The 26,568-nt window shown below is 32.1% G+C and carries 23 protein-coding genes, 2 pseudogenes and 3 other annotated features; of the genes and pseudogenes, 23 read left to right on the forward strand and 2 right to left on the reverse strand.

The features are described from left to right. Position 1 precedes the first annotated feature (1 nt). The 17 genes and pseudogenes from Q428_RS02100 to Q428_RS02180 all read left to right on the forward strand — a co-directional run bounded on the left by Q428_RS02100 (position 2) and on the right by Q428_RS02180 (position 18,284). Entirely contained in the window at positions 2 to 1,108 is a 1,107-nt protein-coding gene (locus tag Q428_RS02100) for a GerAB/ArcD/ProY family transporter (protein WP_035377735.1), read from the forward strand. Further along, positions 1,086 to 2,207 (forward strand): Ger(x)C family spore germination C-terminal domain-containing protein, encoded by a 1,122-nt coding sequence (locus tag Q428_RS02105; RefSeq protein WP_051514820.1) that lies wholly within the window; start codon positions 1,086 to 1,088, stop codon positions 2,205 to 2,207. The genes Q428_RS02100 and Q428_RS02105 overlap by 23 nt, the downstream gene beginning before the upstream one ends. Positions 2,208 to 2,228: 21 nt before the next feature. Continuing rightward, complete coding sequence (locus tag Q428_RS02110; protein WP_035377737.1) at positions 2,229 to 3,329, forward strand: Ger(x)C family spore germination protein; 1,101 nt, start codon at positions 2,229 to 2,231, stop codon at positions 3,327 to 3,329. Positions 3,330 to 3,353: 24 nt separating this feature from the next. Next, complete coding sequence (locus Q428_RS02115; RefSeq protein WP_035377739.1) at positions 3,354 to 4,466, forward strand: GerAB/ArcD/ProY family transporter; 1,113 nt, start codon at positions 3,354 to 3,356, stop codon at positions 4,464 to 4,466. 29 nt (positions 4,467 to 4,495) lie between these two features. Next, positions 4,496 to 4,726: a binding site (T-box leader), on the forward strand. Between the two features lie 87 nt (positions 4,727 to 4,813). Next, positions 4,814 to 6,727 carry a threonine--tRNA ligase gene (gene thrS, locus Q428_RS02120; protein WP_035377741.1) on the forward strand — a complete coding sequence of 638 codons (1,914 nt, stop codon included), beginning with the start codon at positions 4,814 to 4,816 and terminating at the stop codon, positions 6,725 to 6,727. 42 nt (positions 6,728 to 6,769) lie between these two features. Further along, positions 6,770 to 6,884: a sequence feature (ribosomal protein L20 leader region), on the forward strand. Between the two features lie 16 nt (positions 6,885 to 6,900). Then, positions 6,901 to 7,420: pseudogene (gene infC / locus Q428_RS02125) on the forward strand (translation initiation factor IF-3). Between the two features lie 23 nt (positions 7,421 to 7,443). Then, positions 7,444 to 7,641, forward strand: coding sequence for a 50S ribosomal protein L35 (gene rpmI, locus Q428_RS02130; RefSeq protein ID WP_035377743.1), 198 nt, complete (start codon positions 7,444 to 7,446; stop codon positions 7,639 to 7,641). 30 nt (positions 7,642 to 7,671) lie between these two features. Continuing rightward, on the forward strand, positions 7,672 to 8,031 hold the full coding sequence (gene rplT, locus Q428_RS02135; protein WP_035377746.1) for a 50S ribosomal protein L20: 360 nt from the start codon (positions 7,672 to 7,674) through the stop codon (positions 8,029 to 8,031). 232 nt (positions 8,032 to 8,263) lie between these two features. Beyond that, positions 8,264 to 9,625, forward strand: coding sequence for a TrkH family potassium uptake protein (locus Q428_RS02140; protein WP_035377748.1), 1,362 nt, complete (start codon positions 8,264 to 8,266; stop codon positions 9,623 to 9,625). A gap of 22 nt (positions 9,626 to 9,647) precedes the next feature. Beyond that, on the forward strand, positions 9,648 to 10,310 hold the full coding sequence (locus Q428_RS02145) for a potassium channel family protein (RefSeq protein WP_035377749.1): 663 nt from the start codon (positions 9,648 to 9,650) through the stop codon (positions 10,308 to 10,310). 14 nt (positions 10,311 to 10,324) lie between these two features. Next, positions 10,325 to 11,092 carry a TrmH family RNA methyltransferase gene (locus tag Q428_RS02150; RefSeq protein WP_035377751.1) on the forward strand — a complete coding sequence of 256 codons (768 nt, stop codon included), beginning with the start codon at positions 10,325 to 10,327 and terminating at the stop codon, positions 11,090 to 11,092. A gap of 50 nt (positions 11,093 to 11,142) precedes the next feature. Further along, positions 11,143 to 11,373: a binding site (T-box leader), on the forward strand. A 52-nt stretch (positions 11,374 to 11,425) separates the two neighbouring features. Beyond that, entirely contained in the window at positions 11,426 to 12,445 is a 1,020-nt protein-coding gene (gene pheS / locus Q428_RS02155; protein WP_035377753.1) for a phenylalanine--tRNA ligase subunit alpha, read from the forward strand. 23 nt (positions 12,446 to 12,468) lie between these two features. Continuing rightward, a pseudogene (gene pheT / locus Q428_RS02160) lies at positions 12,469 to 14,831 on the forward strand (phenylalanine--tRNA ligase subunit beta). Between the two features lie 298 nt (positions 14,832 to 15,129). After that, positions 15,130 to 15,741, forward strand: a complete 612-nt coding sequence (gene zapA, locus Q428_RS02165; protein WP_035377754.1) for a cell division protein ZapA — start codon at positions 15,130 to 15,132, stop codon at positions 15,739 to 15,741. Between the two features lie 71 nt (positions 15,742 to 15,812). Further along, positions 15,813 to 16,721, forward strand: coding sequence for a hypothetical protein (locus tag Q428_RS02170; RefSeq protein ID WP_035377756.1), 909 nt, complete (start codon positions 15,813 to 15,815; stop codon positions 16,719 to 16,721). A 152-nt stretch (positions 16,722 to 16,873) separates the two neighbouring features. After that, positions 16,874 to 17,476 (forward strand): hypothetical protein, encoded by a 603-nt coding sequence (locus tag Q428_RS02175; RefSeq protein WP_035377758.1) that lies wholly within the window; start codon positions 16,874 to 16,876, stop codon positions 17,474 to 17,476. A gap of 85 nt (positions 17,477 to 17,561) precedes the next feature. Next, positions 17,562 to 18,284 (forward strand): hypothetical protein, encoded by a 723-nt coding sequence (locus Q428_RS02180; protein WP_035377760.1) that lies wholly within the window; start codon positions 17,562 to 17,564, stop codon positions 18,282 to 18,284. Positions 18,285 to 18,367: 83 nt separating this feature from the next. Here Q428_RS02180 and Q428_RS02185 read toward each other — a convergent pair whose 3' ends face one another. Next, positions 18,368 to 19,096 carry a glycosyltransferase family 2 protein gene (locus Q428_RS02185; protein WP_051514821.1) on the reverse strand — a complete coding sequence of 243 codons (729 nt, stop codon included), beginning with the start codon at positions 19,094 to 19,096 and terminating at the stop codon, positions 18,368 to 18,370. Positions 19,097 to 19,114: 18 nt separating this feature from the next. Beyond that, positions 19,115 to 21,202 (reverse strand): DUF11 domain-containing protein, encoded by a 2,088-nt coding sequence (locus tag Q428_RS02190; protein ID WP_035377762.1) that lies wholly within the window; start codon positions 21,200 to 21,202, stop codon positions 19,115 to 19,117. 183 nt (positions 21,203 to 21,385) lie between these two features. Between Q428_RS02190 and rfbA the strand changes: the two genes are divergently transcribed. Genes rfbA through Q428_RS02220 form a run of 6 tightly spaced genes read left to right on the forward strand, consistent with a single transcriptional unit; the run spans position 21,386 to position 26,560 of the window. After that, complete coding sequence (rfbA, locus tag Q428_RS02195) at positions 21,386 to 22,258, forward strand: glucose-1-phosphate thymidylyltransferase RfbA (RefSeq protein ID WP_035377764.1); 873 nt, start codon at positions 21,386 to 21,388, stop codon at positions 22,256 to 22,258. A gap of 35 nt (positions 22,259 to 22,293) precedes the next feature. Continuing rightward, entirely contained in the window at positions 22,294 to 23,301 is a 1,008-nt protein-coding gene (gene rfbB / locus Q428_RS02200) for a dTDP-glucose 4,6-dehydratase (protein WP_051514822.1), read from the forward strand. A gap of 18 nt (positions 23,302 to 23,319) precedes the next feature. Next, entirely contained in the window at positions 23,320 to 23,898 is a 579-nt protein-coding gene (rfbC, locus tag Q428_RS02205; RefSeq protein ID WP_035377766.1) for a dTDP-4-dehydrorhamnose 3,5-epimerase, read from the forward strand. After that, entirely contained in the window at positions 23,895 to 24,464 is a 570-nt protein-coding gene (gene pseH / locus Q428_RS02210; RefSeq protein ID WP_051514823.1) for a UDP-4-amino-4,6-dideoxy-N-acetyl-beta-L-altrosamine N-acetyltransferase, read from the forward strand. Before rfbC ends, pseH begins: the two co-directional genes overlap by 4 nt. 21 nt (positions 24,465 to 24,485) lie before the next feature. After that, complete coding sequence (locus tag Q428_RS02215; protein WP_035377768.1) at positions 24,486 to 24,713, forward strand: acyl carrier protein; 228 nt, start codon at positions 24,486 to 24,488, stop codon at positions 24,711 to 24,713. Positions 24,714 to 24,751: 38 nt separating this feature from the next. Then, a complete protein-coding gene (locus Q428_RS02220) occupies positions 24,752 to 26,560 on the forward strand; it encodes an HAD-IIIC family phosphatase (protein WP_035377770.1) in 1,809 nt (602 codons plus the stop codon). Positions 26,561 to 26,568: the final 8 nt, after the last annotated feature.

The following is a 26,568-nucleotide window of genomic DNA, read 5'->3' on the forward strand; positions in this document are numbered from 1 at the left end:
TATGAATAAACTGTCTGGTAATAAAATAACCCCAAATGAAGCTGTATACATACTTATAGGTATTATGCTGGATTTAAATATTGTATCCATTGCCAATGCTTTAGTGCCAATTGCAAAACAGACATCATGGATTTCAGCCCTTTTAGGGGGAGTCTATCCATTATATGTAGGGATATTAGCTGTATTTGTCAGCAGAAAATACCCAAAGGATAACATATTAACTTTAAGCAAAAATATATTTGGGAACATAATAGGAAATATTTTAAATTTTTTATTTCTAATTAGTTTGATGATTTATTTTTGTGCTGGATTATCTGAGGTAACGATTATTTCCAGAACCTATGTTGTTCCCTTCCTAAGCTCATTAAAAATTTATGTTTCCATATTGCTGCTGGCAGCTTATACTGCAAGCAAAGGATTAAAAACTGTCAGCAGAATCTGTTTCTTTAACTTTATTGGGTTAATAACCTTAATAATTATTTCATTGGGGATACTGAGAAATGGAAGTTTATTAAATGTTAGTCCTGTTTTTGGGGTAAGTCTTAAAAAAATAATAGCCGCAAGCAGAGACTCTGCTTACGACTACGCTCTAATGGAGACTGTATTTTTAATATATCCTCTAATTGAAGATAGTAAAAAAATAAAAACCATCGTTTTAAAGTCAACAGCTTTTATTGTTATTGTTTACACCTGGATTACCTTTATATCAATCTATTACTTAGGTATCGATATAATACCTAAAACAATATGGGCATTTGTAGAAGTATCAAGGGACATAGAAATAAAAAATATTACTAATTTAAGATATCTGGTCTTGTTTATATTACTGTTTATATCCATAAAGTCAATGTCTATTTTATACTATCTAAGTCTTTTGATATTAGACAACATAAAAAAAATAAAAAACAAACCAATAGTGATTTTCTTAATTGGAATATTAGTTATCTATGTTTGTAAAAATTATTTTAAAACTTTACATGATAGAAATGAAATTCTGGAATACGCAATACCTGTTATAACAATATATAACCTTTCATATGTTTCTGTAATTTCTTTAGTTTCATTGTTAAAGAAGGATGATATAGTTGGAAAAAAACAAAAAAAATAAAGTGATGATTATATGTGTTCTGGTGGCAGTTTTAATTGTATTTTTCCTTGAAAAATCAGAAGAGGCACCAAATGTTGAGGAATTAGATATTGCTGTTGGTATTGGATATAATATTACAGAGAAAAGTGACGGAATATATTATGACATACCATTTAATGTTTATTATTTTCAGGAAAATGGTAAAACAAAAAGTAATATTCGTCAAGGAAGGGATAAAACCACGGGACAAGTTAAACAGGAGAGACAAAGGGAGTCTCCAAGAAGTTATTCTCTAGGATTTGAAAAAGTAGTGCTGATTGAAGAAAAATTTGCAAAGTATGGAATAAGGGGAATATTAGATGTATCCTTTAATTTGCCTAAATTCAACAATGATGCCTTTGTGTTTGTGTGTAGAGAAAATACTAACGAATATTTCAAGGAAGATATAATGGGATATACCAGTACATCCGACTTTCTATATGGATTGATTAAAAATATGCAGGATAACTGGTTCTTTGGAGAAAACTATAAATATAAAGATTTAATTTTAATTGTTGATTCGGAAGGTAGAAATGCAGTTTTGCCATATATTGAAAAAGAAAAGGATGAAATTGCAATAAAGGGAATGGCTTTGTTTAAAGGGGATAAATTAAAAGCTGTAATTGATATCAATGATGCAAAATGGATGAATATTCTAAGGGAGAAAAAGTCAAAGGGACTTTTAACCCTGAAAAAAAATTCAAAGGAATACATAAACAGCTATTCCAGTTCTCAAAAAAAAGTCAAATGCATAAAAAATGGAGAAGAATGTAAATTTATTATTGACTTGGATATAAGTGGGGACATCATATCCAATACAATGTATAAGGATTTATTCAGTAACACAGAGACCCTTAAAAATTTTGAAAAACTGATGGCAAGTGAAATTAGAGGTTATTTACTTGATTTTGTAAAGAAAATGCAGACTGATTATAGGGTGGACTGTTTAGAATTAGGAAAAATTGCAGCAGCAAAGTACGGTAGAGGAACTGGAGTAGATTGGAATGAAGTTGTATGCCGTTCAGAAATAGAAATTAATGTCAGGTTTAAGGTGAACTCTGTTGGACGGGGAGAATATTAACGGCAAGCAGGTGAAAGGAGCATGAAACTAAAAAAATGGGGCATTTTTATACTTTCATTAGCCTTTTTTGTTTATTTATCTCTAAATCCAGAGGTTAAAACTATAGAAGAATATGATGTAGCAGCAGGTTTTGGGATAGATATAGAAAAAAAGGATGATAGTGTTATATATAAGGTTCCATATAGTGTTTATAATTATCAGGGAGAAGGAATCAGTATACCTTTAATTAAGACCGGTATTGCGGGTACAGCAGGTGAAACCAGGGAAAACAGGCAATTAAGGTCAGCCAGATCCTACATAGTAGGTCTTCAGAAGATAATTATTTTTGGTGAAGAGGCTGCAAGATATGGGCTATATAATTTCTATGATATTCTCTTCTCAAATCCAAAAATGAACGATAGGAGTTTAATTGCAGTATGTAAAGGGGAACCAGGAGAAATATTTAAATTTGTACCCAAGGGATATGAAACTTCAAGTGATTATATTATCGGTATGATAAAAAACATGAACAAGAACACTTTTTTTGCAGAAGAATATACTTTACTCAATGCATATGTCTGTGTTATTTCAGAGGGTAGAAATGTTGTATTGCCATACATAGAACTGATAAATAATGAACTAAAGATAACGGGTATGGCTGTTTTTGATAAGGATAAAATGATGTATAAATTAAATATGGATGAAACAAAGATAATGAACATATTAAGGGAGAATAAAGTAACAGGTATATTAACAATACAAAATTCACCTAAAGAATATGCCTCATATTTTGCACAAAGTAAAAGAAAAGTAAAATGCAGGAAAATAGGTGAAAAATATTACTTTAATATAAAGCTTGACTTAAAGGGGGATTTAATTTCAAACGAAATCTATAAAAAAATCGATGATGTTACAAGGGTAAAGCTTGAAAACCAGATTAAGGATAAACTTACAAAACAATGTGATGCATTTATTCAAAAAATGCAAAATGAATATAGGTTGGATTTATTGCAGCTTGGTTACGTTGCTGCAGCAAAATACGGAAGGGATACTGGAGTGGATTGGAATGAGATAGTTAGCAAATCTGAAATAAAGATCGACATAAATGTTAAAATAACAAAAACAGGAAGAGGAGAGTATTAAAATATATTATGGAGTATGTTGACAATGGATGAAAAAAATAATTTATATTTAAATGATCTAGAAGTGATTGCATTATTGGTAGGGAATATGGTAGGTATTGGTATTTTATCACTACCTGGAGCAGTTGTAAAGGATGCAAAACAGAGTGGTTGGATATCAGTTATAATTGGAGGCATTTACCCATTGGTATTTGGGTTTTTGGCAATGTATTTATGCAGAAAACATTCAGATGAGAATATATTGAATCTAAGCAAGAGATATTTTGGTAATATTGTTGGAAATTTATTAAATATTATATTTTTAAGCTTTTTCGCAATCAATGTAATCGCAGTAGTTACAGGGTTTACAAACGTTCTTACAGTATATGGAACTCCTTTTCTTAAGCCTTTGAAGATTCTTCTTGTTATAACAATTACTGTTGCATACATATCTAACCTGGGCTTAAAGACAATTGGAAGGATAAATAAAATTTCATTGTTTTTGATTATAGCATTAAATCTATTGTTGCTTAGTGCCCTTAGAAAGGGAAATTATCTCAATCTATTTCCTTTGTTTGGCGGAGGAATGAAAAATATAATATCAGCAAGTAAGGAATCGGCATTTTCCTACGGCGGAATAGAAATTATATTTTTGATTTATCCATATATAAGAAATAAGGATAAGTTAAAATCCATTATAATAAAAGCTTCATCAATAACTATAGCAATATACACATGGATTACATTTGCAACAATATATTATTTAGGTCATAGATTTATATTAAAAAACATATGGCCTGTTCTAATGCTTACAGAGAGTATAGATTTACCTATAGTAAATAGTTTTAGGCTGATATTTTTATTCCTCTGGAGCATTGTAATGTTAAAACTCATTGTTAATAATTACTATTCAGTAATATTCATATTTAAGGACGTTTTTAGAAATAAAATATTTAAAAATGTGCATATCTGGTTTATACCTGTGGTTGTTTTTTCAGGTGTTGCTTTAGGAAATGAAATCCAAAGAAGGGAGCTCCTAGATTTCATTATACCTAAAATAACTATTTTTAATCTTTTTTATGTTTTACTAATAGCAATAATGAGTGCATTGAAGGATAAAAATATGAACAAAAACAGCGGCAAAGGTATTGACAAATAAATTAGAAAATTGTAAAATATCAACAATAGAAAAAGGCGATGATAAGGACGAGTAAATCAAACCCAGTTATCAGAGAGGGGAACTCATTGGCTGAAAGGTTTCCTTAATATGGAGGATTGAAAACCACCTTGGAGCTCCGTCTTGAAATTTAGTAGAGATTGGCGTTTGCTTGCGTTAAAGCTTTTAAAGTGGGTTTATAATTTTTTTATTATACAATACCAATTTGGGTGGAACCGCGGGAGTATTATGCTCTCTCTTGATTCTCAAGGGACGAGAGCTTTTTTGTTTTGCAAAACAAATTTTATGGTCATATAAACAAAATTCAGAGTAGAGAAAGGGGTAATATCATGATAAAAATTTCGCTGAAAGATGGAAAAGTTCTTGAATTTAACGAGGCCGTTAAGGCAGAGGATGTAGCTAAGAGCATTGGTATGGGTTTATACAAGGCAGCCCTTGCAGCAAAAATAAATGGAGAGGTTTGTGACCTTTCAACTGTTATAGATAAAGACAGCAGCCTTGAAATATTAACATTTGAAGATAAGGATGGAAAATGGGCATTAAGACATACAGCTTCACATATATTGGCACAGGCTGTAAAAAGACTTTATCCAGGAGTGAAGCTTGCAATAGGACCTGCAATTGACAACGGTTTCTACTACGATTTCGATGCAGATTTTGCAATTACTCCAGAGATGTTAGAAAAAATTGAAAAGGAAATGGAGAATATAGTTAAAGAGGACTATGTATTAGAAAGATTTGTCTTAGACAGAGAAGAAGCAATAAAGCTTATGAGTGAAAAGGCTGAAACTTATAAAATTGAGCTTATTGAAGAATTACCTGCAAATGAAACAATCTCATTCTACAAACAGGGAGAATTCGTAGATCTTTGTGCTGGACCTCACGTACCTTCGACAGGAAAGGTAAAGGCTTTTAAACTTCTATCAGTGGCAGGAGCTTACTGGAGAGGAAATGAAAACAACAAGATGTTGCAAAGAATATACGGTACAGCCTTCACAAAGAAGAGCGAACTTGATGAATATCTTAATATGCTTGAAGAAGCGAAAAAGAGAGATCATAGAAAGCTAGGCAAGGAATTAGATTTATTTACAATAGTAGAAGAAGGCCCAGGATTCCCATTCTTCCTTCCAAAGGGAATGGTTGTAAGAAATCAGCTTGAAGATTTCTGGAGAGAGATACACAGAAAGAATGGATATAAAGAAATAAAAACACCAATAATATTAAATGAAGCACTATGGCACCAATCAGGACACTGGGATCACTATAAAGAAAATATGTATTTTACAAAGATAGATGGTGAAGACTATGCTATAAAGCCAATGAACTGTCCAGGAGGAATATTAGCATATAAAAACCAGATGCATAGCTATAGGGAACTTCCATTAAGAATGGGAGAGCTTGGATTGGTTCATAGACACGAAATATCAGGAGCTCTACATGGATTAATGAGGGTTAGATGTTTCACTCAGGACGATGCTCATATATTTATGATGCCATCACAAATAAAGCAGGAAGTTTTAGGAGTTATTAAATTAATAGACTATGTTTACAAACTATTTGGATTTGAATACCACGTTGAGCTTTCAACAAGACCTGAAAAATCAATGGGAAGCGATGAAGCATGGGAACATGCAACTAACTCACTGATAGAGGCATTGAATGCAGCAGGAATGGACTATAAAGTAAATGAAGGAGATGGTGCATTCTATGGACCTAAGATTGACTTCCATTTAAAGGATTGCATAGGAAGAACATGGCAATGCGGAACTATCCAGCTTGATTTCCAAATGCCTGAAAGATTTGATATTCATTATATTGGTGAAGACGGTGAAAAACATAGACCAGTTATGATTCATAGAGTTATATTCGGAAGTATAGAAAGATTTATAGGTATTCTTACTGAACATTACGCAGCAGCATTCCCAACTTGGTTAGCACCAGTTCAGGTTAAAATACTTCCAGTAACTGATAGAGCAAATGAATATGCAAAATCATTAGAAAATCAGCTTAAAGATATGAATATAAGGGTGGAAACTGATTTAAGAAACGAAAAAATAGGATATAAGATAAGAGAAGCGCAGCTTCAAAAGGTTCCTTATATGATAATACTTGGAGACAAGGAAGTAGAAGCAGGAAATATATCAGTACGTTCAAGAAAAGATGGAGATTTAGGAAGTCTTGAATTAAAGGACTTCATCTCAAAGATAAAAGAAGAAATTGAAAAAAAGATCAGCAATATATAAAAAACAATTGACGATATAAATTAAATATGATATAGTAATTAAAGTGATAAGAAGAAGCCATCCGCTTCTCACCTTACACCCAAGGTGCTAAGGTTATGATTATTGATTTTATGTATATCTGCGGATGGATTATGTCCATCCGCTTTTTATATGCCTTTTTAATCTATTAGGAGGTGGAGGTTATTAGTAAACAAAATTTAATCAACGAAGAAATTCGTGAAAAAGAAATAAGGGTAATAGGAAATGATGGTGAACAACTAGGTATAATGTCATCAAAGGAAGCCCTTGCTATTGCAGAATCTAAAGAATTGGATTTAGTTATGATTGCGCCACAGGCTCAGCCACCAGTTTGCAAGATTATGGACTACGGAAAATATCTTTACGAACTTCAGAAGAAGGAGAAGGAAGCTCGTAAGAAGCAGAAAGTTATCAATGTAAAGGAAGTTCGTATCAGCAGGTATAGAGGAACATGATCTTAACGTTAAAGCAAAAAATGCTGAAAAGTTCCTAAATGATGGGGACAAGGTAAAGGTTACTGTTAAATTTAGAGGAAGAGAAGCTGAATATTCTCACTTCGGAGAAGAATTACTAAAGCAGTTCTTTAGTAAAGTCGAAGGAGTGGGTGTAATAGAAAAACAAGCTAAGCTTGAAGGAAAAAATATGACTATGATATTAGCTCCTAAAAAAGCTTGATAAATAGAAGGGAGGAACCGAACATGCCAAAAATGAAAACACACAGAGGTGCAGCTAAGAGATTTAGAAAGACTGCTAATGGAAAGTTTAAGAGAGCTCATGCTTTCAAGAGACATATCCTTACTAAGAAGAACTCAAAGAGAAAGAGACAACTTAGAAGAGGAACATATGTTAACGTAACTGAATTAAAAATAGTTAGAAAGCTAATGCCTTACGTATAGAAGGTTTATAGAAAAGGAGGGAATTTCTAAATGGCAAGAGTTAAAAGAGCTGTGCATGCACACAAGAAACGTAAAAAAATAATGAAATTAGCTAAAGGATACTATGGATCAAAGAGCAAATTATATAGAATTGCTAATCAAGCAGTATTAAGAGCTTTAAGCAGTGCTTACGTTGGTAGAAAGCTTAGAAAGAGAGATTTCAGAAAGCTTTGGATAGCAAGAATAAATGCTGCAGCAAGAGCAAATGGACTTTCATATTCAAAGTTCATAAACGGATTAAAGCTTGCAGGAATTGAAGTGAATAGAAAGATGTTAGCTGAGATAGCTGTAAGTGACGAAGCTGCATTCGCAGAATTAGTTAACATAGCTAAAGAAAAGTTAAACGCATAATATAAATATATAATCAAAAACGAGGCCTGTTATTTCAGGTCTCTTTGCTTTGTTAATAAGTTTATATTAACATTGTATTTTTTATGAGTCTTGGAATACTTTTTATCTAATGATTTAAACTATGTGTAATATTGAAAACGAGAGTAAAATATAAAGTTAGTGAATTTAGCTATTATTAAAATATTTTAAAGGTGATATAATTTATATATATAGCCTTTTAGGAGGAATTTCTATGCCTTTAATTCGCAGCGAAAGAAGGCTAAACTTATTTAACCTTCAGCCTGTACAGATACTAGCTATTGGATTTGCAACAGTAATTTTGATGGGAGCTATACTTTTAAAATTGCCAATTGCAACTAGACAGGGAATAAGTACGCCATTTTTAGATTGTTTGTTTACAGCAACTTCAGCTGTATGTGTTACAGGATTAGCCGTAGTTGATACAGGAACCTATTGGAGCACCTTTGGACAAATAGTTATAATGCTTTTAATTCAAATCGGTGGACTTGGTTTTATGACCTTTGCTTCCTTTTTTGCAGTGCTTTTAGGGAAAAAGATTTCCCTTAAAGAAAGACTGGTTATGCAGGAGGCATATAATTCATTTAACATCCAGGGAATGGTAAAACTGATGTTTTACGTAATAGGTATAACCTTTAGCATAGAGGGAGTTGGTGCAGTGCTTCTAGCCACGCAATTTATACCAGAATACGGACTTAAAAAAGGCATATACTATAGTATTTTCCATGCCGTGTCTGCTTTTTGTAATGCTGGTTTTGATTTAATTGGGGATTTTAGAAGTCTGACTCCATATGTTGATAATACAGTAATAACTCTTACAATTGGAGGGCTTATAGTAGTTGGCGGCTTAGGATTTATCGTTATTACTGAACTGATAAACACAAGGACTTTAAAGAGACTGACTTTACATACAAAGGTTGTATTATTAACTACAGGATTTTTAATTCTAGCTGGAACCATTCTATTTTTTATCTTTGAATACAATAACCCAAAAACTATGGGGGGATTAGGCTTAAAGGGAAAAATACTTGCAAGTTTATTTGCCTCAATAACTCCAAGGACAGCTGGATTTAACACGATACCCTTAGATACTATGACGAATTCAGGAAAATTTTTAACCATAATTTTGATGTTTATTGGTGCCTCACCAGGTTCAACTGGTGGTGGGATAAAGACAACAACAGCCATGTTAATATTTTTAACAGTTATTGCTGTTATTCATGGCAGGGAAGACACTGAATTGTTTAAAAAAAGATTTGGGAAAAATCTTGTTTACAAAGCTTTTTCAATAGTTACAATCAGTATGACATTAATAACAGCAGTTGTTATGATACTTTCAGTTACTGAAGCTGCAACACCAATAGAAATCGTGTATGAAGCAGTTTCGGCATTTGGTACAGTAGGGCTTACCCTTGGATTAACAACAAGATTAACAACAATTGGAAAGATAATAATTGTATTTACCATGTATATAGGAAGGGTTGGACCTTTAACCTTTGCCCTTGCAATTGCCCACAGGCAATTGAATGCAAAAAATTCCATAAGATATCCAGAGGACAAAATTATAGTTGGATAAAAATAATTTTGGAGGTTTTATTATGCCTAATAGACATTTTGTAGTTATAGGACTTGGCAGGTTTGGTTCAAGTATAGCCAAAACTCTTTATTCCCTTGGGAATGAAGTTTTAGCCATCGATACTGATGAAGAAATAGTACAAAGTATGGCTGACAGCGTAACTCATGCAGTTCAGGCAGATGGAACTGATGAAGCAACACTGAAATCACTGGGAATTAGAAATTTTGATGTTGCAGTTGTAACCATAGGTTCAGATGTCCAATCAAGTGTTATGGCTACATTAATAATTAAAGAGCTTGGAGTAAAATACGTTATAACCAAGGCACAAAACGAGTTACATGCAAAGATATTATATAAAATAGGTGCTGACAGAGTAGTTTTTCCTGAGAGGGACATGGGAGTCAGGGTTGCCCATAACCTATGTTCATCTAACATCCTTGACTATATAGAACTTTCACCAGATTACAGCATAATGGAAATAACGGCTCTGAAGGAATGGGAAGGTAAGAGCCTTAGAGAATTAAGTATGAGAAGCAGATATGGTTTAAATGTCATGGCAATAAAGAAAAATAATGATATAAATATATCGCCAAATGCAGATGATATTATTGAAGCTGGAGATACTCTGGTTGTCATAGGTGGAACAAAAGAGGTCAGCATGATAGAAAAGGAACAAATGAAATAACAAGGGATGATGAAATGCTTAGCAGAGAAAATAAACTGGTAAAGAAAGCACTTAAGCTTAAACAGAGAAAATATCGCCAGGAAGAAAATATGTTTTTAATTGAGGGTTTAAGATTCGTTGAAGAAGGGATTAAAGAAGGTTTTGTTGAGTATGTTCTGTATAGCAGCAAAATATTGTCTATGAAGGGTGCAGAATATCTTCTTAGAGATGACATCATAAAATATGAAGTAGATCATGAGATAATTAAAGAGCTTAGCGAAACAGAAAACCCTCAAGGTGTTGTGGCGGTTGTAAAGAAAATAGACCATTCAATAGATGACATAAAAAATGATTTTATTGTAATTGTAAATGGAGTTCAGGACCCAGGTAACCTTGGAACAATAATAAGAACAAGCGATGCTGCTGGTGCAGGTGCAGTTATAATAATTAAAGGAACAGTGGATGTATATAACTCTAAGGTGCTTCGTTCAACAATGGGTTCCATTTTCCATATCCCTGTGCTATATTTTGAAGATTTTAAAAGTCTAGCCGATACATTAAAAGATAAAGGCTACAAAATATATGCAACAAGCCTTAATGCAGAGAATTATATATACAGGGAGGACTTTAAGGAGAAAACTGCTGTTGTAATTGGCAATGAAGCCAATGGTATACCCTTTGATGATTTACAGCATGCAACTCACCTGACAAAGATACCAATGCCTGGTTCAGCAGAGTCACTAAATGCTGCTCAGGCAGCAGCAATAATAATATATGAAGTAGTCAGACAGAGACTTAAATAAAACAATTGTCATGTTTAGTATAATATGATATAATCACTAAAAATAAATATGTAAAAACTATGAAAGAGTTCAGTAGAATGTTACCCTGTTCAGGGAGGATAAGTCGCTGACTGGAAGCTTATCTACAGAAGGTACATTTGAATTTTCCCTCTGGAGTTCCCATTCTGAAACTTAAAATAGAGAAGTAGGTCTGGGCGGCTAAGCCGTTATTAAAATCAAGAGGACTTATTTTTAATAAGTCAATTTGGGTGGTACCGCGAAGTTTATCCTTCGTCCCATTTGGGACGGAGGTTTTTTATTTTAAAAATAAATTAATGTGAAAGGAGTTATTATATGAAAGAGCAGCTTGAAAAAATAAAAAGTGAAGCCTTAGAGCATATACATAGCGTAATTGATAGTCAGAAACTGGATGAAGTCAGGGTAAAATATCTAGGGAAAAAAGGTTTACTGACAGGTATCTTAAGGGGAATGGGAGGACTTTCTCCAGAGGAAAGACCACTTGTTGGAAAAATAGCAAATGAAGTCAGGGAAGAAATTGAAAATGCATTAGACAATGCCTTAAGAACAATAAAGGAAAAGGAAAAGAAAGCAAGACTTTCCCAGGAAATAATCGATATAACAATGCCAGGTAAAGTAAATCCAGTTGGAGGGCTTCATCCAGTAACAAAGGTTTTAGATGAAGTGAAGGAAATATTCTTCGGTATGGGATTTACCATCGCAGAGGGGCCAGAGGTGGAACTTGATTATTATAATTTTGAAGCTTTAAATATACCTAAAAACCATCCTGCAAGGGATGAACAGGACACCTTCTATATAAACGATAAGGTGGTTTTAAGAACACAAACATCCCCAATGCAGGTAAGGTTTATGGAAAATAATAAGCCTCCAATCAGAATGATTGCTGCTGGAAAGGTTTTTCGTTCAGATGCAGTTGATGCAACACATTCACCTATGTTCCATCAGGTTGAGGCACTTGTTGTAGATAAGGGAATAACAATGGCAAACTTAAAGGGTACATTAGATACCTTTGTAAAAAGATTTTTTGGTGAAAACACAAAGACTAAATTCAGACCACATCATTTCCCATTTACAGAGCCCTCAGCTGAGGTAGATGTTTCATGTTTCGTTTGTGGTGGAGAAGGCTGCAGAGTTTGTAAAGGTTCAGGCTGGATAGAAATACTTGGAGCAGGTATGGTTCATCCTGAGGTTTTAAGGGCAGGAGGAATTGATCCTGAAATATACAGCGGGTTTGCCTTTGGGTTAGGTCTTGAAAGAATAGTAATGATAAGATACGGAATAGAGGATATCAGACTTTTATATGAAAATGACGTAAGATTCTTAAAACAATTCTAATATAGAAATGAAGGAGTGATATGATGAAAGTCCCATACAAATGGCTTCTTGAGTATGTTGATATAAAAAAAGATATAAATGAAATTGCAGATGCATTAACCCTTTCAGGTTCAAAGGTTGAAGAAGTAATAGAAACTGGTAAGGAAATAGATAAGGTTGTAACTGGAAAAATAATAAAAACAGAAAAACACCCAGATGCAGATAAACTTACTGTATGTCAGGTAGACATAAAAACAGAAACAATCCAAATCGTTACAGCGGCAACAAACATGAAGGAAGGGGATATTGTTCCTGTTGCCCTTCATGGTTCAACACTTCATGGTGGAGTTAAGATTAAAAAGGGTAAACTACGTGGTGTAGAGTCAAATGGAATGTTCTGTTCAGAGGCTGAACTTGGAATTGCTGACGAAGAATCAGTTCATGGGCTTATGATTTTACCTGAGGACACCCCTGTTGGAGAGGATATAAAAGAGGTTCTAGGTCTTTCAGGTGGAGTTATAGATTTTGAAATAACTTCAAACAGAGCCGATTGTTTTGGAGTTTATGGAATAGCAAGGGAAGCAGCAGCTACCTTTAAAGCTCAATTGAAAGAAATTGATACCTCCTTTAAAGAGGATGAGGACAATATAAACAACTATATTCAAGTTATGATTGAAAGTGACCTCTGCAGAAGATATGCTGCAAGAATGATTAAAAACGTCAAAATTGCAGATTCTCCAGAGTGGATGAAACAAAGGTTAGAGGAAGCAGGGGTAAGACCAATAAACAACATAGTTGATATAACCAACTTCGTTATGTTAGAACTTGGTCAACCAATGCATGCCTTTGATTATAACTACATAGAAGACAATAAAATCCTTGTGAAAATGGCAAATGAAGGGGAAAAATTTACAACCCTTGATAATGTAGAAAGAACCTTAGACTCAAGTGTCCTTGTTATAGCAGATGGGAAAAAGACTGTTGCAGTTGCAGGGGTAATGGGAGGATTAAATTCTGAAGTTAAAGAGGATACAAAAACTATAGTCTTTGAATGTGCTAATTTTAATGGAACAAACGTTAGATTAACATCAAAAAAATTAGCTTTAAGGACAGATGCTTCAACAAGATTTGAAAAGGATATTGACCCTGAAATGGTGGAAATAGCCATGAACAGAGCATGCCATTTAGTAGAACTTTTAGGTGCAGGAGAAGTTGTTGGAGGCTGGATAGATATATATAAAGAGCCAGTAAGTCCACATAACTTGAGGTTTCTGCTAATTGGATAAACAGCTTCTTAGGAACTGATTTAAGTGTAGACACAATGAAAGAAATACTCACAAACCTTAAGATGAAGGTTGAAGGAGATGAAATATTAAAAATTGAGGTTCCGACCTTTAGACAGGATATAAAAATAAAGGAAGATGTGGCTGAGGAAATAGCAAGGATTTACGGATATAATAATCTTCCATCTGTTAAAATACAGGGAACTGCAGTAGAAGCGGCATGGACTGAGGAACAAAAATTAAACAAACTGGTAAAAAACCTTATGGTGTCACAGGGCTTATATGAGGCTATGACATATTCCTTCGTAAGTCCTAAGGTTTTTGACAGGATATTAGTTCCATCAGAGGATTCAAAAAGAAATACAGTTGTAATTTCAAATCCACTTGGAGAAGACTTCAGTATAATGAGAACCACAGCAATTCCAAATATGATGGAATGCCTTGGCAGAAATTACTCAAGGGACAATAAGGAGGCAGCTCTATTTGAGATAGCCAGAACATACATTCCAAGTGATAATCTTCTACCAGATGAGGTTGATAAATTAGTTATTGGTATCTATGGAAAGGTAGACTTTTATACATTAAAAGGTATAGTTGAAAATCTTCTTTCGGCCCTTGGCATAGATAAGGCTGAGTTTGTACGTGAATCAGAGAACCCAACCTTCCATCCAGGAAAAACAGCGAAACTTCTGGTAAGAAAGAAGGATGCAGGAGTATTTGGTGAAATTCATCCTGATGTTGCTGAAAACTATGGAATTGAGGACAGAGTTTATGTGGCAGAAATAGATTTAAAGACTTTATATGCAGCTGCAAAGATGGAAAGAAAATATAAGCCGCTGCCTAAATTCCCAGCAGTAACTAGGGACATAGCAATGCTTATAAAGGATGAAGTTCTTGTAGGTGAAATAGAAAATGTAATAAAAAGAGCAGGAAAGGAGCTTATAGAATCAGTAAATCTATTTGATGTTTATAAAGGTAAGCAAATACCAGAGGGAATGAAGAGCGTTGCTTATTCAATCGTATACAGAGGTGAAAATAGAACATTAAAGGATGAAGAAGTTAACAAGGTTCATGAAAACATTGTAAAACAGCTTTCAGAAAAATTAGGAGCACAGTTAAGATAAAAAAAGGGACATAAGAGGCTGCTCAAATTTTTATACAAATTAACCCCATGAAGGAATTTTATGTCATTTATTCTTTTGCTAAGCATTTAATGCTAAGGCTTATGGAGTATGTCTTTAAAATCCATTTATGGGGTTTTTATAATTTAATTTAACAATCTGATTTTGCCTGCTATAATAAAATTTTTAATTTACCTAGTGAAAAATTTAAAAATAATGGTAAAATAGAATTAACTAGATTTTCAAATGATAATAACTGTGTATTTAGGATAAATGTATAAAAATTGAAAGGGTGCTTTGTATGTCAAAGAATAAGGTTATTGTTAGAATAAATGGTGCTGAATATACATTAACTGGTGATGACTCAGAAGACTATCTTTTTTCTATTGCTAATTTTGTGGACAAGAAGGTAAAGGAAATTTTAACTGGAAATCCAAAACACAGCAATACTTCAGCTGCGGTTTTAACCTCTCTGACTATTACAGATGAGCTTTTTAGAAGCCGGAGAGAAATCGAAGTTTTAAAACGTTCCTTAAATGAACCTGAGGAAAAGCTGAGACAGATGAAGGCTGAATATGAAAAACTTCAAAGGGCATATGAAAATTTAAATAATGAATACATAAAGATTTCTGAGATGAGAAAAACTGAGACTGAAAACCTTGAGGAAATTAAAAATCAGTATAATGAGCTTTATCAAAATCTTCAAATAAGAAATGAAGAATACGAAGAATTGCTCAAGGAAAATGCTTTATTAAAGGAGCAGAATGAAAAAGTTGAAAAGGAAGTTAAGGAGCATAAAGATAATATTGCATATCTTAAGGATCAGCTCCTTGAAAGTCAGATTGAACTTGTCAGAGTAAAAAAGGATTTAAAGGATATAAGGGACGTACAAAGTAAAAAAAGAAGTATATAAGGGTATGAAGCCCTTATTTTTTTTATCATTATGCATATATATTTAATATAATAATTGATATGAGGGTTAATATGTCTGTTATTAATGAAAGGGTTGTAAAATCAAAATATAGAGCTTTGCAGACTATATTATCTAGGACAATTGATTTTAATAATATAAAAGTTAAAAACGTGATGAACTTTAAGGGAAAAATCAAAAGTGTAAAATATAAATCAACAGCAGAACATATAGAAGTTATAATAAAGTATGAAATATATCTTGCTTATTACGTGGAAGAAAATGATGAAGAGGTATGTTATACATCTGTTATTGAGGATATTGCAATACTTAGATTTTACAGGATAAATTTCAGACCATTTCCATATCAGAAGGATTTTAAAGATGGAAGATTTGAGATAGACATAAGAAATCTAAAACATACATCGGATATAGATATAAGTTGTAGAATTTTGTACTTAGAGATATCTGCCAATATAGTGGTTTATCTTGTTAAAGAGAGGAGTATAGAGGTGGAAGAAAAAAATCTGTCACTTATGTACAGTCAGGATTTGAGTCAGGTTGCATTAAGCTGTGATACCCCTAACAGGGACATAAAGAATTATTTATGTAATTTGGATGACATTTCAAAGTTAGCAATAAAGAAGATTGATGATTTAGAGAGTGAAAATTCATATTTAAAGGATGAATTATATAAGAAAGAGTTAGAAGTGAAAAAAATGATGGATGATTATATGGACTATAAAAAAAGAGTTGATGCACTATCTCAGGAATGTATAAGGCTTACGGAGAGGATTAAGGAAATGGAAGACAAGTATATAAAAGAGCAAAGAAGGGCAAATCTATTGGAAAAAGAAAATTGCAGAAATTTAGATGAAAATAAAAAGCTAAAAAAAGAAATACAGGAGATTATAAATGAAATAGAAAAAAAGAAACCAAGCCTTAAAGAAAAAATAAAGGACATCCTTAAAAAAGAAATTTAAGCTCTAAAAATAACTAAGCAAGGTTGAAGATGAGGATTCATTTCTAGCTTAGTTATTTTATTTAAGTTTTTTAAGAATATAAAGAAATTAATAACCTTTTAATAAAGAATTTCATATTTATAATATAGAATACTTTAAAGGGTGATAAGTTCATGAACTCAAAGACGGTATCCAAGGGATATCAGTACGTAAGCGGTTGGAACAAAGTATATTTAACAGATGATTCTGAAAATAACTCTGGCAATACTGATATAGGAATATCAGAAAAAGCTGATAATAAAAGTCTTAATCTAATACATAAGAAAAATAATGAAATATTGACCTTACAGAGGATAAATGAAGAAAGTAAAATGCTGGAGCTAAATGAGATTAGGGATACTATTATAAATTTAAAATCACAGATGGAGGAGTTAAAATCTTCATTAAATGAAGCTATGTATAAAACTCAGGAAGATATAATAATATCCAATAAAAATATTTCAAATGAAAACTTAATTAAAATAACAGAAAAAACTTCTGTTTTAACAAAAGATGTGATGAATGGAATAGATAATATAAATTCAATTATAAATGAGTTTAAGGAAATTTTAATCAATGAAATAGAAAAAAATAGAAAAGAAATTTCAGAAATTAAAACACAGCTAGAGGAGCTGAAAAGGACTTTAACGGATAGAGAAAAGGAAATAAATAGCATATCCAAGGAAAATGATGACAATAACAAGGATTCAATTTGGAATTTCTTTAAAAAGAGGTGAAGTAAAGAACCAATAAATACCGAATTGCATAGTATATATTATAAAAAAGTTGCTGCTTTTATATTGTTTAAAGGGAGGTAGTAGAATGAGTAATGAATTAATCACCAGTTCAATCTGCGAAAACTCCAATCCTGAGCCATTAGAAATATTCGTTAAAAGAATAATAGCAAAATGGGATCCAAAGGGTGGAGAGCAAATTTTCTTCAACGTTTCAGAAGATGCAAAGGTACCAGTAGACATATGCGTTCATAATTATCCTAATTATGAGGAAACACTTCCAGTAAACTGTATTTTAAGTGAAAAACTTATGATTAAAAAGACAAGACAGGAAATCATCTGTACTTCAAAGGCAAGACTGAAAATATGGTTTAAAATACTTTTAGTTGTTCAATTCGATGATGAAAAATTTGAAACCTTGATGCTTCCAGATGATATTGGTTCAAAGGCATGCTATGTTCCAACAGGATTGTTTGAATCACCAATATTGTTTGGGAAAAACGAGAGTCTTGCAGAAACAACAATTCCAGGAACAAGTGAAAGAGCATATCTGTGGACATTAGATGTTCCATTTACTGATCCAAACTGGGTTGGTGAGCTGCCACGTGAAATATTTGATAACCCAACACTTCAGTCAGAAATAATAATTAAATGTTCAGATATAATCTTCGATGTACAGGGAGATTGTGCATGCGGTGAAATTCCTGGAACTTTAGTTCATGTATCTGTTATTTCTGATATTATCGATAAAGTTGGAATACACGAAGATATCTGCATTAATGGAACACTTCTTGATAAATGCGAATTATAATAGGGGATTTTAAAAGCTAATAAAGTGTAATAGCATTAAAAACCCAATTTAATACAAGTATTAAATTGGGTTTTTAATGCTTTTTAAGTTGGTCTTACAATTAAATCTGAAAAATCATTGGTTTGGGCATAAAACTGACAGTATTTAAAAAGTCTGTCATCTTCAATTTTCCATGTGTGATTATCTAAATCTGAATCCCTGACAATGACATAGTCATATTTGTCAGAGGCATATATTTTTACATTTCTTTCGTAACATCTTTTGAGAAATTCCTTTTCCACAAGGTAGGTTCTATTGGAATAGCGGATTTTATCAAATATGCTTTTTTTCATGATTAAACTGCCGTCAAAAAGGTTGTAGCTGAACTTATTTTCATTGCCAGGCTTATATATGGTAAGAAGTTTACTGGATTTAAAATAAACAAAGGAAGTAAACTTACCAATAATATCTACCTCGACAGAATTTAAAATCCCAATGCCATTGGTTAAATAATAAGGGGAATAATAATCGTCATCGTCAAAGTTAGCTATATATTCATACCTTGCCATTGAAATTCCAAAGTTTCTGCATGCACCAAGGGATTTATTCTCATCAAGTTGAAAAATACTTACATTTGTATAGTTTAAGGATTTTTTTCTATATGCTTCTAAAGATAAATCATTTTTGTTCAGAATAATTATCAATTCCTTATTTTGATAATTTTGTCTTGCGTAATTATCAAAGATGTTGTCTATATTATACTTTTTATTAGTCGGGGTAATAATTGATACACTTCCTGACAAGGCTTTCTTATCTTTTTTAATGTTATTCATTGACATTCACCTTTGGTTTTATTTAGTGTTTATACAAATATCCTGATTATCAACAAAGTGAGCTTTAAATTTTATCAATGCCATGTTCTCAACAATATTACCATCTTTACAAAAACTAACATCGGCAATATTCACATCATACTTAAAGTCAGTGTTCACTATGTTTATCTCAAGAGGATAACATAGCTTAATCTCATCTGTGAAATATTTAAAATTTTTCTCCTCATTTAATTTATAGATAATATCCTTTTCCATTAGAAGTGTTACAAGAAGTTTTGAATTACAAATAACTTTGCATTTAACAGAATCGATTACATCTGTCAGACATTCAATTACTGCATCGGTATATAAACAAACAGCATTGCTGAAAATGATGTCAGCATCTATTTTATATTTTACGATACCGGCAAGAATGTCAAGATTTGTATTACTGCTGCCTTGACTATAGCATAACACCTTTTTATTCATGTGGATATCGTGGACAATATCACCATCAGAATTGATTATTACATTTAAAAATTTAGTATAATAACCAGCCTTAGTGAATTTAATGGTATAGGTTCCAGGTTTCAGGTACAGTGTGTAATTTTCATCAAAGCTCTGACTTAAAATTTCTTTACAGCTTGAATCATAAACAGTTACAAGTACACCAGTTAGTAACTGTCCCGTACCACATTCTTTAATTTGACCTGTTACTTCTATATTTTCAGGAAGGATACTTGGAATAACTTCTATGCCTTCATCTGAAAAGTCAAATTCCTCAATACAAAATGCAGATGCTTTACCTTTATTAAATATCTGATGACCAGAATTATCAAAGAAACCGCTGAAGGTTAAATCAAGGGTTTCAAAACTATTTCCATATAGAAGATCTAAAGACCAGATAATTTTTTTATCATGGAGAATAACCAGCCCATTGGAGGCATTGTAAACTATTGGGGTTTCAAAATTAAAATTACAGTTAATTTCATCTACAATCAATACCTCTGTTATGTCACATACATTAGTGTTCTCAGCTTTTATTCTAAGTGTCCAGGTTTCTATTTCACAGTTTTCAACTGGGTCAGGACCTATGATTTCTTTAGTAACCTGAAGTTCATCTTCAGCCAGGGAGAGAACGCCTTCATCCTGGAATGGAATTCCATCATCAGGACCATTTTGATATTTTACATTTCCAGTATTTAAAATTAAATGTCCACAAACTGCTAATTGGGCAGTAAATGATATATCAAGTAGCTGTTTTTCACCTGGGTTTAAGGTGCCTATATTCCAGGTGATAGTTCTAGTATTGCTGTCATATGAAGGCCCTAGAGAAGGAACCAGTGTAACAGGGGTAAGGAAATTTATATTGTTATTTAATACATCAGTCAGAATGATATTGTTAACGGCTACAGTTCCACAGTTTTCTACAGTTATCCTCAATGTCCATGAATCAATATCATCAAGGCATATACTGTCAGGACCAGAAACTATTTCTTTTTTAACACAAAGAACAGGCTCACCTATTGGTGGATTAAAAAGGCTTCCGCATATATATTCTTTATTTACCACATTTGGCTGAGTTGAGGTAAAATAGCATAACTTATAGGTTGAGGATGAAAAATCAAAACCAGGAAATACTGTAGAGTTATTTGGTACCCTAAAATCTAAGAAATAATCTTCGTCAAGGTTTTCAGGATTACCACAGGCAAAATATTTTCCAGCATCTACAACCCTTACGATATCACTTGAAAGGGGAGGATAATTAAGGCTAAAGGGTACATCATAGGTTATACTGCTTGGAGCAGTTTCCTTTATAACCTGAAGACGATAATTGCTGCCGCTGGCATTTACTCTGATTGTAAATAAAAGCTGATTAAAATTATTTACAATCTGTACCCCCCATACAAATTCCTTTAATTCATAGCTGTTTGGATTAACCTTTATTGGATCACCGTTAAGTCTCATTCTAAAGGCTATCTCTGATGGATTAGGGCTTATTGCAGGGTAATAGAAAGCAGCATTGCGGGTTAAATCTCCAACAATATCAACCCAGCATGGATGTTCATTTCTTGGCAGTGCTGTAGTAATATAAGTAATCCAGTCATTTGGATTTACAGGAAACATTATATTCCTCCTAAAAAGTTTTCCATATATTATATTATTTTTATTTATGCATTTTGTTACTTAAGTAATATTAGATATTAGTATTTAATTGTATCTAAAATTAATGTCATATTTTTTAAAAATGAATATTATAAACTGAAAAACACACAAATATTGTTAAGTACATTCATTGGAGGTCTTAGAATGAAGGGTATAATATTAGCCGGAGGTGCAGGTACAAGACTTTATCCAGTAACAAAGGCTGTATCTAAAAGTCTTTTGGCTGTTTATGATAAACCAATGATATATTATCCATTATCAGTTTTACTGCTTTGTGGAATAAAGGATATATTGATTATATCAACTCCTGAAGATATTGGGCATTATAAAAAACTATTATCAGATGGGGGACAACTAGGTATTAACATAAGTTATGAAATACAGGAAAAACCGGAAGGAATAGGTCATGCCTTTATTGTGGGAAGAGAATTTATAGGTATGGATAAAGTAGCCTTAATCTTAGGGGACAACATCTTCTATGGAAAGAATTTGAAAAAATATCTTAAAAGTGGAATAGGTTTAAAAGAGGGTGCCACTGTTTTTGGATATGAAACCAATACCCCAAAGGACTTTGGGATAATAGAGCTTGATAAAAACGGGAATCCAGTGTCAATTCAGGAAAAACCAAAGTACCCAAAATCAAATCTTGCAGTTCCAGGGCTATATTTCTATGATAATGATGTAGTAAAGGTAGCATTAGAAACACCAAAATCTTCTCGTGGTGAAATTGAAATAACGTCGATAAATAATTATTATTTAACCCTGAAGAAACTGAAAGTAGAAGTGTTAGACAAAAGTATAAAATGGTTTGATACAGGGACACATGAAGGTCTGTTAAATGCAGCAAATTTTATCAGGAAAGTACAGAAAAGATATAAAAAATATATAGCATCAGTTGAGGAAACTGCATATCTAGAGGGATATATTAATAAAGAAAAGCTTTGTGAATCAGTCTGGCAAATGAAAAATAGTGAATATGGAAAATATTTAATAAATAAATATTGTGGAAAAGACTGATATAAGCCTTTATAGCAAAACAGGGAGGTGAAAAGATGAAAACTTATTTAATAACAGGCGGAGCTGGATTTATTGGCTCAAACTTCATTAAATATATTTTAAAAAAATATGAAGACATAATAATAATTAATCTGGATAAAATGACTTACGCAGCTAATTTGAATAACCTTAGAGAAATAGAAAAATCAAGTAATTACGCCTTTATAAAGGGTGATATTTGTAATAAAAGGGTAATAAAAGATATATTCAAAAATTATGATGTAGATTACGTTGTAAATTTTGCAGCAGAAACACATGTTGACAGAAGTATAAAAAATCCTGGAATTTTTACTAAAACAAATATATTAGGAACCCAAACATTACTTGATATTACACGGGAAGCATGGAAAATAAATGAAGGATACAAGGGAGGTAAAAAATATTTACAGATATCAACTGATGAAGTATATGGTTCCTTAGGAAATGAGGGTTTTTTTACTGAAAAATCTCCAATAAATCCACACAGCCCATACTCAGCAAGTAAAGCTTCAGCAGATTTAATTGTAAAATCATATTATGATACTTATAGGATGCCAATAAATATAACAAGATCCTCTAACAATTATGGTCCCAATCAGTTTCCAGAAAAGCTGATTCCACTTATCATAAAAAATGCTATTGAGAAAAAAGCTATTCCCATCTACGGAAATGGATTAAATATAAGGGACTGGATATATGTAGAGGACAACTGTGAGGCAATCGATTTAGTCATAAGAAATGCAAAAGCAGGAGAAATCTATAACATTGGTGCAAATAATGAAAGAAAGAATATATCCATTGCTAAAGAAATAATCAAAATTTTAAATAAGAATTATGATAACACAATAACAGAAGAACTAATAAAATATGTTGAAGACAGAAAGGGACATGATTTTAGATATGCTATTGACGCTGAAAAAATAAAAACAGATTTAGATTGGAAACCAAAAACAGAGTTTACAAAAGGACTTGAGAAAACGATAAAATGGTATCTAAATAATAAAGAGTGGTATTTTAATTATTAAAAAGACTGGGGGGATTACATGGAGAATTTTAAAATTATGGAAAGTTATATAAAGGGTATATATATAATTGAGCCAACAATATTAGAAGACAGCAGGGGAAGTTTCCATGAAGTATATAACTATAATAAATTCAAAAAACTTGGTCTGGATATTCGTTTTGTTCAGGAAAATCAGTCTCATTCAATAAAAGGAGTTTTAAGGGGGCTGCATTTTCAATTGAAGTACCCCCAAGGAAAATTAATAAGGGTTGTAAAGGGAGAGGTTTTTGATGTAGCAGTGGATATAAGACCAAATTCAGCAACCTTTGGCAAATGGTTTTCTTGTATATTAAATGATGTAAACAAAACCCAGATTTATATATCAGAAGGAATGGCACATGGATTTCTTGTTCTCTCTGAGGAGGCTGAATTTGTATATAGCTGTACGGAATATTATCACCCCGAGGATGAAAATGGTATATGCTGGAATGATGACCAAATAAAAATAGAATGGCCAATAGGGAAGGTAGAAAGGGTAATTCTTTCTGAAAAGGATAAAAACTGGGGTTCATTTCAGGAATATAAAAAACTTATTTATCAAAGAGGTGATAAAAGTTGATTTCAGGGAACTTAGTAAATCTTGTTGCTCTTGAGAAAGAGCATATAGAGCAGATAAGAAATTGGAGGTCTTCTCCTTCAGTTAATAATCTTCTCTTCCAACATGCCTGTATCTCCAGAGAAGAACAGGAAAGATGGTATAAAAAAATACTGGATGACTCTAAAAGTAAATACTTTTCAATAGAGGACAAAAATAAAAGTTTATTGGGTTTGATTTATTTAACAAAAATAGATTATATAAATAGAAACTCTGAATGGGGTTTTTTTATAGGTGATGAAAGCAAAAGGAATATAGGCTATGGGGCAGAGGCGGAATTTCTCATACTTACCTATGCCTTTGATATTTTAAATCTCAATAAATTATACTGCTATGAATTTACTTTTAACCAGAAGGTAATAGCAATGCACAAACGATTTAATTTTAAGGAAGAAGGAATACTAAGAAAGCACGTATATCATAATGGAAAATATGAGGATGTTTTAATTACCAGCATTTTAAAGGAAGAATTTGAATCTGAAAAAGAAAAGTGGGAGATAATTTTCAGAGGCTTTAATAAAATTGAATAAAGTTTATAGGGGAGATGTATTATGGAGGAATATAAGAAAATATTCGCCAAGGTTCTTAATTTAGATGAAAACAAGGTAAACAATGATATTTCAATGGAAAATACACAAACCTGGGATTCCTTTGCAAATATATTATTGATAATAGAGCTTGAAAGAGCTTTAGAAATAAAATTTACTATAGATGAAATAGAAAGAATCAAGGATTTTGAAAGTTTAGAGAAGATAATCAAAGGGAAAATCAAAGAATAAAGTCAGTTTAATAACTAGCTTAAAAGGAGGGGGGAAAGGTGGAGGAAAAATTAACAGTTTATGATTATATAAAGTCATACAAAGACATAGTCAGCGAATCAGAAAAAAATGACGCTGAAAAAGAAAAATTTAAAATTGCACTGTTAGCAAGTTCAACCATTAAAGCTTTAAAAGAAATATTGTATGTAAAATGCTATAAAATGAATTTAATTTGTGAATTCTATGAGAGCATTTATAACAAATACGCAGAAGACATTTTTAATGAAAAAAGTGAACTTTATAAATTCACCCCAGACCTAATAATAATCTTTATAGATATAATGTCACTAATTGGGGAGGATTATTATCTGCCATATAATATTACAGTGGAAGAAAGAGAGAAGCAAATTAACAGCAAACTCCATGAATTAACAATTATGATTGAAAAATTAAAGAAAAACCTGTCTTCAAAAATCATAGTACACAACTTCTGTGTACCCACATTTTCACCATTAGGAATATTAGAAAGCAAAGAAGAATTTGGATTTATTGAATCAATTGAAACTTTAAATTTTCACCTTAGAGAAAAATTTAAAAAGGATAAGCAAGTCTTTATATTTGATTTCAATTCATTTTGTTCCAAAATAGGTAAAGAAAATGTTTTAGATTATAATTTACTTTACTCAGTTGATTTAAAAGTATCGATACATCATTTTCCAGAGCTTTGTGAGGAATATCTAAGCTATATTAAACCATTAAAATCAAAGATAAAAAAATGCATTGTTCTGGATCTGGATAACACACTTTGGGGTGGAATTGCAGGAGAAGATGGACTGGAAGGAATTAATCTTGGACCAACATCAACAGGCAGGGTATATTTAGATTTTCAAAAATATCTACTTTCATTAAATAAAATGGGGATAATTTTAGCAATAAACAGTAAAAACAATCCTGAGGATGCATTGAATATTATAAGAAATCACCCATATATGGTTCTTAAAGAGGATAATTTTTCTGATATAGAAATAAACTGGGATGACAAGATTACAAACATGGTGAAAATATCAAAAAAATTAAATATTGGCTTAGATAGTATGGTTTTTATAGATGATGACAAGCTTAACAGAGATATGATAAAGAAGGCTTTACCAGAGGTTACGGTGGTTGAACTGCCTGATAACCCTGCTTTGTATGTATCCACTTTAATCAACCTGAAGGAATTTAATAGCTTTTATCTTACTGAAGAGGATGTAAAGAAAAGTAAGATGTATGAAGAACAAAGAAAAAGAGAGGAATTTAAAAAGGATTTTAATGATATAGATGAATATTTGAAGGAGCTTAACATTGAAGTTACGATTGATTGTGTAAATAAATTAAATCTGGCAAGAATAGTACAGCTGACTCAAAAGACAAATCAGTTTAATCTCACAACAAAAAGATATACACAGGAGGCAATAGAGGCTTTGATAAAAAATGGAAACTATTTGATTTTTAGTGCGAAGGTCAGGGATAAATTTGGTGACAACGGAATTACTGGAGTTGTTATTCTTGAGAAAAATCCTGGAGAGTGGAGAATAGATACTTTTTTATTAAGCTGCAGAGTTATTGGAAGAAAAATAGAAAAGGTTATGCTGGCATATATAGTTGAAAAGGCAAAATCTGAAAATATAGCTAAAATTATCGGTGAATATATACCAACTGAAAAAAATACTCTGGTTAAGGATTTTTATAAAGACAATGGATTCCTTTTTATAGGGGAAAAGGAGAAAAAACAAATATGGGAACTGAAAATAAATTCTAATATTAACGTTGAAACAGCATCTTTTATAAAGGTTATAGATAAAACAAGGGAGCTGGACTTAAAATAATCAGGTTA

It is taken from the genome of Fervidicella metallireducens AeB (assembly GCF_000601455.1).
GTDB classification, from domain to species: Bacteria; Bacillota; Clostridia; order Clostridiales; family Caloramatoraceae; genus Fervidicella; species Fervidicella metallireducens.